The organism is Nocardioides sp. (assembly GCF_036274455.1).
Lineage (GTDB): Bacteria > Actinomycetota > Actinomycetes > Propionibacteriales > Nocardioidaceae > Nocardioides.
Window position 1 is genome coordinate 1 of record NZ_DASUFR010000051.1, and the last position, 12,975, is coordinate 12,975.

The 12,975-nt window shown below is 72.7% G+C and carries 12 protein-coding genes; 1 reads left to right on the forward strand and 11 read right to left on the reverse strand.

Features of this window, described 5'->3' with window-relative positions; genetic code table 11:
• Nucleotides 1-352 precede the first annotated feature (352 nt).
• From VFV89_RS04770 to VFV89_RS04780, 3 genes are read right to left on the reverse strand one after another with little or no spacing between them, the layout of a single operon-like run.
• Nucleotides 353-1,648, reverse strand: a complete 1,296-nt coding sequence (locus VFV89_RS04770) for a wax ester/triacylglycerol synthase family O-acyltransferase (protein WP_329704761.1) — start codon at nucleotides 1,646-1,648, stop codon at nucleotides 353-355.
• Between the two features lie 40 nt (nucleotides 1,649-1,688).
• The gene (locus VFV89_RS04775) at nucleotides 1,689-2,900 is read right to left on the reverse strand and encodes an arginine deiminase (RefSeq protein WP_329704762.1); all 1,212 of its coding nucleotides are present in this window, start codon (nucleotides 2,898-2,900) and stop codon (nucleotides 1,689-1,691) included.
• Nucleotides 2,901-2,910: 10 nt separating this feature from the next.
• Nucleotides 2,911-4,317, reverse strand: coding sequence for an APC family permease (locus VFV89_RS04780; protein WP_329704763.1), 1,407 nt, complete (start codon nucleotides 4,315-4,317; stop codon nucleotides 2,911-2,913).
• Between the two features lie 133 nt (nucleotides 4,318-4,450).
• Between VFV89_RS04780 and VFV89_RS04785 the strand changes: the two genes are divergently transcribed.
• Entirely contained in the window at nucleotides 4,451-7,141 is a 2,691-nt protein-coding gene (locus VFV89_RS04785; RefSeq protein WP_329704764.1) for a cation-transporting P-type ATPase, read from the forward strand.
• Nucleotides 7,142-7,307: 166 nt separating this feature from the next.
• On the opposite strand, the gene VFV89_RS04790 is transcribed toward VFV89_RS04785, so the two are convergent.
• The 8 genes from VFV89_RS04790 to VFV89_RS04825 all read right to left on the reverse strand — a co-directional run.
• Nucleotides 7,308-7,811, reverse strand: coding sequence for a DUF2231 domain-containing protein (locus tag VFV89_RS04790; RefSeq protein ID WP_329704765.1), 504 nt, complete (start codon nucleotides 7,809-7,811; stop codon nucleotides 7,308-7,310).
• Nucleotides 7,812-7,834: 23 nt separating this feature from the next.
• Nucleotides 7,835-8,050 carry a ferredoxin gene (locus tag VFV89_RS04795; protein ID WP_329704766.1) on the reverse strand — a complete coding sequence of 72 codons (216 nt, stop codon included), beginning with the start codon at nucleotides 8,048-8,050 and terminating at the stop codon, nucleotides 7,835-7,837.
• Nucleotides 8,047-9,288: an NADH-ubiquinone oxidoreductase-F iron-sulfur binding region domain-containing protein gene (locus VFV89_RS04800; RefSeq protein WP_329704767.1), complete on the reverse strand. Its 1,242-nt coding sequence runs from the start codon at nucleotides 9,286-9,288 to the stop codon at nucleotides 8,047-8,049. Before VFV89_RS04800 ends, VFV89_RS04795 begins: the two co-directional genes overlap by 4 nt.
• On the reverse strand, nucleotides 9,285-9,872 hold the full coding sequence (locus tag VFV89_RS04805) for a hypothetical protein (protein ID WP_329704768.1): 588 nt from the start codon (nucleotides 9,870-9,872) through the stop codon (nucleotides 9,285-9,287). Before VFV89_RS04805 ends, VFV89_RS04800 begins: the two co-directional genes overlap by 4 nt.
• On the reverse strand, nucleotides 9,869-10,807 hold the full coding sequence (locus VFV89_RS04810; RefSeq protein ID WP_329704769.1) for an FAD:protein FMN transferase: 939 nt from the start codon (nucleotides 10,805-10,807) through the stop codon (nucleotides 9,869-9,871). Before VFV89_RS04810 ends, VFV89_RS04805 begins: the two co-directional genes overlap by 4 nt.
• Nucleotides 10,804-11,079, reverse strand: coding sequence for a hypothetical protein (locus VFV89_RS04815; RefSeq protein ID WP_329704770.1), 276 nt, complete (start codon nucleotides 11,077-11,079; stop codon nucleotides 10,804-10,806). The genes VFV89_RS04810 and VFV89_RS04815 overlap by 4 nt, the downstream gene beginning before the upstream one ends.
• Nucleotides 11,080-11,170: 91 nt before the next feature.
• Nucleotides 11,171-12,526, reverse strand: coding sequence for a HAMP domain-containing sensor histidine kinase (locus VFV89_RS04820; protein ID WP_329704771.1), 1,356 nt, complete (start codon nucleotides 12,524-12,526; stop codon nucleotides 11,171-11,173).
• Nucleotides 12,523-12,975: response regulator transcription factor (locus VFV89_RS04825; protein ID WP_329704772.1), on the reverse strand; the 453-nt coding region annotated here is incomplete at its 5' end. The genes VFV89_RS04820 and VFV89_RS04825, both read right to left, overlap by 4 nt.

Here is a 12,975-nt window from a genome sequence, read left to right on the forward strand (position 1 = left end):
TGCCGAAGCAGTGCGCGGCCGACTCGTCCGAGCCCGTTGATCGCGATCCTCATGGTCAAGCTCTCCCTCCGTGGGCCGCCCGGCCCTCTGGTTCCACGCTCGGTCATCCGCCCGGGCCGGGGCAGGGTCATGCGTCCTCGCGGGGGTGGACCAAAGGTCCTGCTACTGGGTGCGCCGGAAGTTCGTCGAGGGCGGCCCGTGAAGACCTGGCCCGGTGGGTTCGCACCGCATCTCGGCGTCCTGGTCACGAACTTGCGGCTCTTCTGACGCTTCCGTGGTTGCCCGCGCGCCTACCGGATTGCGTCGATGGGTTCGCCGAGGGAAATCGGCACCTGGTGCCGGAGATCCTCGGCTAAGGCCGGCCCCCAGCGGTGCCCACCAGCTCTCGCCAGCTCGACTCGATGCCGTCCGCAAGCACCTCGAGGTCGTCGACGTCACGATCACCGGTGAGCCCGAAGGTGAGGTGCCCGCAGTAGGTGAACATCGCGACGCCCACCCGGACCCGGTCGGCGACGGGGACGTAGGGCAGGAACGCCTCGGCGCGGCGGCCCAGGCAGGCCAGCGGCACGGTCGGCCCCGGGACGTTGGTCGTCACGGTCGCCACCTGGTGCTGGGGGACGCTCAGCAGCAGCCGCATCGCCCGGCCCAGCAGTACATACGGCACCGCGGCGGCCAGCCGCTGGATCCACAACCCGGCCTGGGGCTCACCGGCCCGTCGCAGCCGGGCCATCCGGTCATGGACGGCCACCACCCGCCGGACCGGTGACTCCAGGTCGACCGGCAGGTCGGCCAGGACCAGCGTGACCCTGTTGTCCGGCGCGGCTGCGCTCCGGCCGGCCCATGCGGAGACCGGGACGAGCGACCGGAGCGCGCGAGGGTGCGGCTCGAGCCCGCGCCGCTCGAGGAGGGCGCGGAAGCCGCCCGCCACGCACGCGAGCGCAACGTCGTTGAGGGTCACCTCCAGGCCGCGGCGCAGGTCGCGCACCGACTCGATCTCGACCGTCCGCCAGGCATACCTGCGCCCGGTCCGGAGGGTGCCCATGACCGACGGCCCGTGGACCGGCGCCAGGGCTCCGGTGAGCGCGAACCCGCCCCGCACGGCTCGCAGGGCCTCGTCGACCTGGGCGGTCCCGGTGCGGGCCTTCGGGATGCCGACCTCGTGGCGCGGGCGCTCGGGCTCGACCCTGTCGTAGACGAGCCGGAGCAGCTCGGTCCCGGACACGCCGTCGGCCAGCGTGTGGTGGACGCGGCAGACCAGGGCCCACCGGCCGCCGGCCACCCCGTCGACGACGGTCATCTCCCAGAGCGGCCGGCACCGGTCCATCCGCGCGTCCATGACCTCGCCCACGAGCTCGGCCAGCTCGACCTCACTCCCGGGCCGCGGCAACGCCCGAGCGACGACGTGCTGGTCGAGGTCGAAGCCCGGGTCGTCCACCCACGCCGGTGCCCGGAGGTCGAGCGGCGCGGGCCTGACCCGCTGCCGGTAGCGGGGTGCGAGCTCCAGCCGGCTCGCCACGAGTTCCCGCACCTCCTCCACCGACGGAGCCGATCCCTCGAGCACCGCGCACGACCCGATGACCATGCTGCACTCCGGGTCCGCATCCTCCGCGGCGAGGAACGCCGCAGACAGTGGGCTCAGCCGATCCATCGTCGACACCTCGGTCCGGCAGTTGTGGCGCGGGGGCGTGTCAGGCCTCGCGCGAGATGGGGCAGGTCAGGCAGCGCGGCCCACCGCGACCACGCCCGAGCTCGGAGCCGACGACGGGCAGGACCGTGATGCCGTGCTCCTCGAGGTAGTGGTTGGTGGTCGTGTTGCGTTCGCAGCCGAGGACGACGCCTGGGGCGACGGCGAGGAAGTTGTTGCCGTCGTCCCACTGCTCACGCTCGGCGGCGCGGCGGTCCATCGGCACCTTGAGCGCCCGGACCTCGTCGACCTGCAGCGCGAAGGACAGCTCGCGGAAGAGGTCGTCGTTCTCGTGGAAGGCCAGGCCGCCCCGCTCGGGTGTCACGTGCCACGAGCGGAGCGTCTCGGGCAGGTATGGGTACACCGAGTACGCATCGCGGTCGACCTGGGTGAGTGCCGTGTCGAGGTGCATGAATGCGCGCTCCTTCGGCAGCTCGACCACGATCACCCGCTCGGCGGTCCCGGTCTCGAACAGCCGCTGCGAGAGCAGCTCGATGCCCTGTGACGTGGTCCGCTCCCCCATCCCGATCATCACGGCCCGGTGGCCGAGAACGGCGACGTCGCCGCCCTCGACCGTGGCCGGGAGATGCACGGCCGAGTCGTTGCCGTAGAGGAAGGTCGGCGGCGCGGACCGGAACATCGGGTGGAAGTTGTAGACCACCCGCGAGTTGATCGTCTCCCGCTGCCGGGCCTCCTTCGCCATCGGGTTCACCGACAGGGCGCCGTAGATCCAGGCCGAGTTGTCCCGCTGGAAGAGGTGGTTCGGCAGCGGCGACAGGATGAAGTCGTCCGGCGCGGCGCTCTGCAGCAGCAGGCTCGGGATGTCCACCCAGGCTTCGACGTCGCGCTTGGTGAGCCCTCCGATGAGGATCTCCGCGAGCCGCGCGGCGGGGTAGGTGCGCACCAGCTCGCCGATCGCGCCGGCCAGCATCTGGCCGAACCGCTCATGGGTCGCCAGCCGCGTGGCCACGAACTCTCTGGCGTCGTCGACGTCGAGGGCCTCGGCCAACAGGTCGGCGAAGTGGTGCACCACGACCCCCTGGTCGACCAGCTGCTTGGCGAAGAGGTCGTGCTCCTCGCGGGCCCGCTCCGCCCACAGCACGTCGTCGAAGAGCATCGAGTCGACGTTGCTCGGGGTGAGTCGGGAGAGCTCGGTGCCCGGTCGGTGCACGACCACCTCACGCAGCCGGCCCACCTCCGAGTTCACGCTGAACACGTCCGGGCTCCTACTTGTACGGCGGCACGTCGGCCGGCTCGGTCATGTGCTTGCGCTGCAGCGCGTAGACCGGGATGCCGACCAGGAACGCACCGGCGGTCATGAGGAACGGACCCCAGTAGACGTACCAGTCGTTGCCGGTGTTCCGGGAGTAGTAGATGAACGCCACCGAGAGCCCGAACGCGACGACCGTCGCGGCGAGGTCGCGGACGAGCACCCAGGTGCTCGGGACCTGGCCGTCGCGGATCCGCCAGATCGCCTGCACCAGCGCCGAGAACGCGTAGGGCACGGCGGCCGTGATGCCGGTCATGAGCACCAGCGTGGTGAACACGGTCGCGCCGTCGGTGCCGGCGTAGCTGACCAGCACGGCCACGGAGGCGAGGAAGGTCGAGGCGACGATCCCGAACCACGGCATGCCGCGCGAGGACTCCTTGACGAAGGCCCGCGGGAAGAGCCCGTTGCGGGCCGCTGCCAGCGGCATCTCCGCGCAGATCATGGTCCACCCGTTGAGGGCTCCGATGCCGGACAGCACGACGGCCAGCGCCACCAGGTCACCGGACCAGGTGCCGCCGAAGATGTGGTCGCTCGCCGCGGCGTACGACGCCTGGTTGGCGTCGGATGCCAGCGCCGTGGCCGGCAGGATGCCGAAGATCGCGATCAGCGAGAGCATGTAGACCACCGCGCTCACCGCGGTGCCGCCCAGGGTGGAGCGGGGGACGTTCCGCTCGGGGTTGCGGACCTTGGCGGCGGTGACCGCCGCGGCCTCGACCCCGAGGTAGCTGAACAGGCAGATGGCGGCCGCGCCACCGATGGCCGACAGGCTGGTGTCACCACTGGTGTTCCACGGCGTGAAGTTGCCGCTGTCGATGAACAGCAGGCCGACCGTGGCCATGAACAGCAGCGGGACGAACTTGGTCACCGTCGTGAAGACCTGGAACGCGCTGAGGTTGCGCACGCCGGTGAGGTTGATCGCCGCCGGGATCCACAGTCCGGCCAGTGCGATCAGGATCGACCCCCACTTCGCGCTGTCCTTGTTGACGAAGTGCTCGACGTAGAACACCCAGCCGACCGCGATGGCGGCGTTGCCCGCCCACGCGGTGATCCAGTAGGACCACGCGTTGACGAAGCCCCACCCGTTGCCGAACGCGGTGCGCGCGTAGGCGTACGGCCCGCCTTCGGCCGGCATGCGGCGGGCCAGGCCGGCGAAGACCATGGCCAGGGCGAGGGCGCCCACGCTGGCGATGGCCATCGCCACGAGGCTGATCGGGCCGTACGACGCGATCGCGTACGGCAGGCTGAAGATCCCGACCCCCACGATGCTGCCGACCACCAGCGCGGTGGCCTGCCAGGGACCCATCTTCTCGTCGACGTTCTGATGTGCCGGAGCTACCGGCCGACGGTGTGCAGTGACGGACATGGTCCAACTCCTCCAACTGGATTCCTGTGCCACCGTCTCGCCGGCCGGCACGATGAAGTCAGGGCGCGAGGTCCTCGCGTGTGCAGACCTAGGTCCCTACGTATCCCGGCGCCCGGCCTCGACCGTGGAGGACATGGCCCTCACGTCTCCTGCTGCGCTGGCGCCGAACGCGTCGGACGAGCTCCTCCTCTCACCGCTCGCGCGCGTGCTCCTCGAGCTGGACTGCGAGGCGCAGGGGCTCACCGCGGCCGACGCCGCACGTCGGCTGGCGTCGAGCGGCCCCAACGAGCTCGTGGCCGAGCGAGGGCCGGGAGTCCTGGCCGGGCTGGTCCGCCAGCTGACCCACCCCCTTGCACTGCTGCTGTGGGTCGCGGCCCTGCTGGCGCTGCTCACGCAGGGCGCCACGCTCGGGGTCGCGATCATCGCGGTGATCGGGATCAACGCCGCCTTCGCCCTCGTCCAGGAGCGTCACGCCGAGCACGCCGTGGCGGCGCTGGCCGACTACCTGCCGCCCCACGCGATCGTCGTCCGGGACGGACATCGTCGTGTGGTGCCGGCCGCCGAGGTGGTTCCCGGAGACCTCCTCGTCCTGGAGGAGGGCGACGCCATCTGCGCCGACGCCAAGATCGTGCGCGGCTCGGTGGACGTCGACATGTCCGCGGTCAACGGTGAGTCGGCCCCGGCGGCGCGTGGAGTGCCGGATGCCGGTACGCCGCCGGCGACCCGGGTGGTCGACGCCACCGACGTCGTGCTGTCCGGCACGACCTGCACGGCGGGTGAGGCGGAGGCGCTGGTCGTTTCTACCGGCATGGCCACCGAGCTCGGCCGGATCGCCCGCCTGACCAGCCGCACCACCCGGCAGGCCAGCCCGCTCGAGCAGCAGGTCCGGAGGGTGGCGTGGCTCATCGCCGCGGTCGCCGTCGGGGTCGGGCTCGCCTTCCTGCCGCTCGGGACCCTGGCCGGGCTGAGCTGGAGTGAAGCGGGGGTGTTCTCGATCGGCCTGCTGGTCGCCAACGTGCCCGAGGGGCTGCTGCCCACCATCACCCTCGCGCTTGCCGTCGGGGTCGCGGAGCTCGCCAGGCGCGGCGGACTGACGAAGCGGCTCAGCGCCGTCGAGACGCTCGGGTCGACCGACATCATCTGCACCGACAAGACGGGGACGCTGACCCAGAACCGGATGCGTGCGCACAGCGTGTGGTCGGGCTCCGGCCGCCGCTCCCCCGAGCCGGACGAACGGCGGGCGATCGCCCGCGTCCTCCGTCGGTGCTCCACCGCCGACCGGGAGGCCCACATCGGCGACCCCACCGAGCTCGCCCTGCTCGACGTCGCCGACCGGTTCCTCGGACCGCAGGACGCCCCTCGCCCCGACCCGGAGCGGATGTTCCACTTCGACCCGCGCCTGCGACGCATGACCGTCGTCGTCGAGGACCCAGAAGGGTTCGCGGTCCTCACCAAGGGAGCACCCGAGGCCGTGCTGGCGTGCTGCACCACGGTGGCGCACGACGGCCGGGTGGTTCCGCTCGACGAGGCTGCGGGGGCGGCCTTGTCCGAACGGCTGCTCGAGCTCGCCGAGCAGGGGCTGCGGCTGATGGCCTGCGCCTCACGGAAGAGCCCCACGGTCCCGGAGACCCGCGAGGTGGCCGAGAGCGGACTGACGCTGCTGGGCTTCGTGGCCCTCTCCGACCCACTTCGCGACGCGGTTCCCGACGCCGTGCAGCGCGCTCACCATGCAGGCATCCGCGTCCACGTCATCACCGGTGACAACGGCGCGACCGGCGCGGCCATCGCGCGGAGCGCGGGCATCGGTGGCGGACGCGGGCCGCGCACCATTTCCGGCACCGAGCTGCAGGTGATGGACGACACCGAGCTCGATGCGGTCCTGACGACGGGCGACGAGATCGTGTTCGCCCGCAGCTCCCCCGAGGACAAGCTGCGCATCGCCTCCCGCCTCCAGGGCCTCGGGCACGTCGTGGCGATGACGGGCGACGGGGTCAACGACGCGCCGGCGCTCCGTCGGGCGGACATCGGTGTGGCGATGGGGGTCGCGGGCACCGACGTGGCCCGTGAGGCAGCGACCATGGTGCTCACCGACGACGACTTCGCCACGATCATCGTCGCTGTCGAGTCCGGGCGCCGGGTCTATGACAACGTCCGGAAGTTCATCCTCTACATCTTCGCGCACGCCGTCCCCGAGATCGTTCCGTACCTGCTGTTCGCGCTGTCGGGCGGCGCCGTCCCGCTCGGGCTCACCGTGGCGCAGATCCTGATGATCGACCTCGGCACCGAGACGCTGCCGGCGTTGGCGCTCGGCAGGGAGCCGGCCGAGCCCGGCCTGATGGACCGCCCGCCGCGACGCCGCGGCGAGAGCATCATCACCCGCCGTCTGCTGCTGCGGGCCTGGGGGCTGCTCGGCCTCACCTCGGCGCTGCTGGCCACCGGCGGCTACCTGTGGGTGCTCCTCTCCGCGGGCTGGCGCCCCGGGGACCCCACCGGACCAGGCTCGTCGTTCCACGAGGCCTGGCTGCAAGCCACGACGATGACCTTCGCCGGGATCGTCGCCTGCCAGGTCGGCACGGCGCTCGCCGCGCGGACCGAACGGGTGTCCCTGCTCGAGGTGGGTGCGTTCACCAACCGCCTGCTCCTGGCGGGCATCGCCTTCGAGCTGGCGGTGTCGGCGGCAGTCATCTACCTGCCGCTGTTCCATGACGTCTTCGGCACCCGCCCCCTCGACTTCGAACAGCTGTGCGTCCTCGCGACGTTCCCGGTCATCGTCTGGGCCGTCGACGAGGTGTTCCGTGCGGTCGGACGCCGTCGCAGCACCTAGGGCTAGTGCCCCGCGTCGAAAGTTCGGCACCTAATTCCGCACCCCGAGCGCGCACCTCGCGGCGTTGCCGTCGCTCGCTGGACGAACAGGTAGAGCGTCGCTCCGGGGCCTTGCGATGCACGCACTCGGAGCACGGACTCAGGCACCGTACTTCCAACGCGGGACACTAGTTGGAGGACTGCACCCGGTCGCCCCACGCGGCCCGGGCACCGGAGTCGCCGACCCGGTAGCACTGCACCGACGCCGCGACCGCGGCTACGAGCGCGAGCACCGCAACGACCCGGGTGGTCGCGGACGGTTGCCTGCGACTGCTCACCACCGGCGCGGCCGCCGTTGTCTCCGACGAGGTGGCGGAGTCGCGGCGGTCCAGCCACACCAGCGCCAGCGACAGCACGAGCAGCGGGATGGCGAACCAGATCAGCTGGTCTCCGAGCTCGGCGTGCTCTCCCGGGTTGCCGACGTGCTGCTCCAGGGCCTCGCCGCTCGAGGTGGCCACCGGTATCAGTGCGGTGGCGACCGCTGCGCAGCCGACGACGAGTACGCCGTACGTGCTGCGCCACCGGGGGCGTACGGCGATCGCGATCGTGCCCAGGCACGCCAGTGGGAGCAGCACGACGACTGCGTGCACCACCAGGGCATGCACGGGCAGACCGTTGACGAGGTCGAACACGGATGAGTCTCCTGTCGGTCGGTTCAGCGGACGGGGTGGCTCGGGGAGGTCTGCTCGAGGCGGAGGGCGAGGCGGGGGCACACGGCGACCGCTCGCCGCGCGTGCCGAGCGAGCTGCTGGTCGACACGGCGGTCGGTGAAGACAGGGAAGCCGTGCTCGTCGAGCGAGATCAGCTCGGGGAGCAGCCGGGCACACAGGCCGTGGCCGTCGCAGCGGGTCCAGTCGATCTCGAGCCTCATCGGGTCACCGGCCCGCCTCCGGTGGGGAGCACGCCGAGCAGCGGCCGGCCGCAGTGACCGTGCCTGCGGTGCACGGCGATCTCCCGGTCGAGCACGGTGAGTGCCGAGGCGACGAAGGCAGCGGCCCCGTCCGGGTGCGCGCAGGCGCCGCGGCCGACGAGGAGGCGGGCGCGCTGCCGGGCCGCCTCGGTCGCAACGCGCCCGACGGCGAGCTGGTCGAGCGTGATGGCGAGTGCGGGCAGCCCGAAGAAGCAGGGTCCGCACTGGCCCACGGACTGGTCCGCCAGCCAGTGGGCGACGGTGGCCACCTCGCCGAGCGCGCAGGTGTCGTGCGGCAGCCGGGCGAGCACCCCGGCGTTCAGTGGTGCTCCGGCGGACCGGAGCGTGGGGCGGCTCACGGTCAGCTCGCCGGGATCGGCGAGCCAGGTGCCGTGGTAGCCGCCCACCAGGACCGGCCCCGGCCGCTCGCCCACCAGCGCCGACAGAGGAAGCCCGGTGGGGACCTCGACCACGCCGGGGTGCGGAACGTCGCCGAGCAACGTGAGCAGCGTGGTCCCCGGCTCATCGGCCGCCCCCACCCCGGCGTACTCGTCGACACCGAGGCTGAGCAGCAGCGCGATCTGGGCGAAGGTCTCGACGTTGGACGCGAACGTCGGTCGGCCGTCGACGCCGTGCACGGTCGGCAGGACCCGGCGCCCGGGCGGCAGGGCGGGTCCTCCGGAGAGGGCCCGGGTGACCGCACGGACCTCCCCGCCGACGAACCCGTGGTCGTGGTGGACCAGCCGCACTCCACGAGCGTCGCGGCGCTCTCGGACGGCGGCGGCGAGCGAGGCGTGCGCAGCACGGTCCTGCACGACCAGGTCGACCTTCCTCGTCCGAAGGGACCGGGCAACCGCGAGCGCACCATCGAGCACCAGGTGCGGCGCGAGCCGCATCAGGGCGCGATCCTTGTGGCTGGCCGGCTCACCCTCGGATCCGTTGACCACGACGTAGGTGCCGGAGCCGGCCCGGGTGCCGAGCAGCTTCGTCGCCACGGGGAAGGCCGCGCCGCCCCGGCCGAGGAGACCGACCGCATCGAGCGCGTCGGCGAGCGAGCCGCGCTCCGAGCGGCGCGGGACGTCGTGGACGTCCCGATGCCGCGCCAGGTCGAGCCGACCGGCCCGAGTGCCGGCGAGCAGCCGGGCGGTCCCCCATGCCGTCGGCACGGCAGCCTCGGCGTCGCCGATGGTCGCGGTCATCGGACGCCCGCATCGGTGAACGCCGCGAGCCGGCGGGTGCGCACCAGCGGCGAGCGGCGGTGACGGACCTCGTTCACGATGCGGCCGAGCGCCGCGACCGACACCACGAAGGCACTCGCCCCGTAGAGCGCCAGGGCCCACCCGCGGACCGTGTCGGTGCCGGCCAGGACCCCGTGGGCCAGGGCGAGCACCCAGGCGGCGTACGCCGCGACGTGGACGGTCCGCCACGCGCTCGCGGCGCGGCTGCTCGCAGCCAACCGGCCACGGAGCGCACCGGTGAGCGCCACCACGAGGAAGCCGTACAGCGCCAGGGTGCCCAGGCCGAGGGCGACCCCGCGGTAGCCCGCGGTGAACGGGACGAGGGCGCCCGACATGGTGACGTCGACGAAGTGGTCGGTGACGAGCAGCACCCCGTGCAGGGCCAGCATCGCCAGCGTCACGACCGCGGCCGACCGGTGCACGAGGTGCGCGACGATCCGCCCGTCGCGTCGTGCCGACGACCCCGCCGCGCCGAGGGCGACGGTCAACGAGGCCGACAGCAGGGCGACGAAGCCGGCCGCCCGCGCGAGGAACCAGAGCGTCATGCCGCCACGTCCTCGCCCGGCCACCCGGCGGTCGTGACGACGCGGCCGCTGCGCTCCACGAGCCGTGCCGCGTGCGGGGCCAGGCGCTCGAGTGCCTCGTCGCCCCAGACCAGCGCTGCGGTGCTCAGGGCGTTGGCGTCGGCACAGGTGTCGGCCAGGACCGTGGCACAACGGTAGGGGCCGTCGACGGGAGCTCCGGTGCGCGGGTCGATGAGGTGGTGCGCCTCACCGGTCGACGTCGCCCACCGCCGACCCCGGGTCGAGGAGGTCGCGATGCCGCCGCCGACCAGTCCGATCACCTCGCCGGAGCCGCCCTCGTGCTCACTGACCAGCAGGGGCCACTCCGGGCCGGATCCACTCGCCGCGACGTCTCCGCCGAGCGCGACCAGCGCCGGCACACCCAGGGCCCGGGCCAGCCGGGCGGCGGCCTCGTCCGCGGTCCACGCCTTGGCCGTGGCGCCGAGGTCGAGGGCGAGGCCTGCGGGTACGCCGATCCGCCCCAGCTCCCGGTCCACGCGGACGGCCGTCCAGTCGGCGGCCGGCCGAATGCCCGTCGGCCACTCGCGGTCGGTCGGGTGCGCGCGACGGGTGCGCACGACGTCGATGTCTGCGTCGTACCCGGCCGCCAGCAGGTGGCGGCCGATGGTCGGGTCACAGGCGCCGTCGGTGTCTCTCGCGGCAGCCAGGGCCACCTCGACGAGCTCGAGGGTCAAGGTGCGAACCGGCACCAGCCGGCCCGCGGCGAGGTTCACCCGGGACAGGTCGCTGTCACTGCGGAAGCGGCTCGCCGAGCGGGCGACGTCGTCCATCAGGCAGCGGAGCAGGGCCTCCACACGTGCGGCCGCCCGGGACTGCGGAGGCTCGGACGCGGCGAGCCCGTCAGCAAGGACGACGCGGACGGTGCAGGACCAGTCGCGCCACTGGAGCGCGCTCACGAGGAGTTCGTCCCGGCCACCGGGCCGGAGTTGCTGCTCGAACTGCTCGAACCGCTGCTGTGCCGGTTGCCGCTCGACCCGCTGGTGGCCCGGCTGCCGGACCCGGACCCGGTGGACGTGCCCGAACCGTCGTCGCCGGTCGAGGTGGCGGTCCCGCCGGTCGCGTGGGCGGCCGCGACGGTCAACAGGCCCGTGGCCGACCCCGCTGCGAGCACGATGCCCGCAGTGGCGACCCGGGCCCGGGTGAGGAGACTCTGTCGCTGCGCTGTCATGACCCGAGGGTGGCCCGGAGCGGTTCAGCCACCCCCCAAGCCAGGCTCAAATCGAGGTCAAATCGGGCTGTGAGAAGCCCGCCGGCTCGGCTCAGGCGAGGCCCAGCCGGAGCTGGACCACCGTCCACGGCTCCTCGCGCGTCACCACGAGCTCGCCACCCGAGGCTCGCGCGCACCGGCGCGCGATGTCCAGCCCGAGGCCCGTCGAGCCTCGGTCGCTGCGGCCCCGCCGCACCGCGTCTGCTCCGAATCCCGGTCCCTGGTCCCGGACCTCGACGACCACCCGTCGAGAGTCAGAGCTCGTCTCGAAGGCCCGGACCGCGATCGCGGTGTGGTCGGGCGTGTGGGCGATGCAGTTCTCGACCAGGGCGTCGATCGCGGCTCGCAGGTCGTCGACGGAGGCATGCACCTCCGGGAGGTCCGGCGTGACGGCGACCTCCACCTCCCGGTCCTGGTCCTCGATCAGCGGCTGCCAGTAGGCCACCGACTCCGCGACCACGGGTCCGGGGCGACACCCGACCCGGGTGCCTTCACGTCCAGAACGGCGGGCCTGGTGGATGATCGCGGTGAGGGTCCGCTCGAGGGTGTTGACGTGGTCCTCCAGCTCGCTCCGGGACTCGCCCTCGGGCAGCGCCTCGACGTCGAGGCGCAGCGCCGTCAGCGGCGTGCGCAGCCGGTGCGACAGGTCCGCCGCGGTCTCGCGCTCGGCCGCGAGCAGCTCGTCGATGCGACCGGCCAGCCCGTTCAGCGCGTGCGCGACCCGGCGCACCTCCGGAGGCCCCGACTCCGGCACCCGAGCCACCGCGTCTCCTGCTGCGATGGTGTCCGCCAGGTCCGCAGTGCGGTCGAGGTCGGTGACGAGCCGGCGTGCGACGAGCTCGGCAGCGGCACCGATGACCACGAGGAGGAGGAGTGCCGCGACTCCGAGTGGGAACAGCCGCGCAGCCAGGGTCGAGCGGACCTGCGCGTCGTCGGCGTAGCCGAGCACGACCGTGGGCCCGCCACCGGTCCGCACCTCGACCCGGACCAGACGACCGCCGGTGACGTCGTCGACGTCGACCTGGCTCTGACGCAGGAACGGACCGTCGCGGTCGCCGTCGACGTCGCCGGAGTCGTCGCCGTCCTGGTCCGCGTCTCCTCGGGTGGCGGAAGCCTGCTCGTCCGCGCCAGGGAGGGCGGGCCCGTACGTCGTGCCGTCGGCAGTGATGACCTCGACCTGGCTGGCATCCTCCCGGTCGTTGACCCGGGCGACGTAGTCCGTCAGGTCGTCGCTCACCCCGGCCGCCGAGAGGTAGTCGGCGACACCCAGCGCGGTTTCGGTCGCCGAGTCCTCCACGTCCTGTGACGCCGATCGGGACTCCAGCACCCACAGCGGGATCGAGAACAGCACGAGCACCGCCACCGTTGCACCGAGTGCCAGCAGCCTGATCCGGACCCGCAGGCTCACCCGGACCCCGGGTCCACGAGCTTCACGCCCACGCCACGCACGCTGTGCAGGTACCTCGGTTCGGCGGCGGACTCCCCCAGCTTCCGTCGCAGCCACGACAGGTGCACGTCGACGGTTCGGTCCGCGCCGCCCCAGGGCTGCTGCCACACCTCGGCGAGGAGCTGTCGCTTCGAGATGACCTGGCCGGGCCGCGATGCGAGGGCGAGGAGCAGGTCGAACTCCTTGCGGTTCAGGTCCACCGGCGCACCGTCCAGCTCCACGGTCCGGGAGACCGCGTCGACGACGAGCCCGCCGACCATCACCCGCTTCTCGTCGGGCTCGGCCTGCGCCGTACGCCGCAGGACCGCCCGGACGCGGGCCATCGCCTGGGCCGCCGAGAACGGCTTGACCAGGTAGTCGTCGGCGCCGGCGTCGAGGAGGCGCACCACTTCACGCTCGTCGTCCCGTGC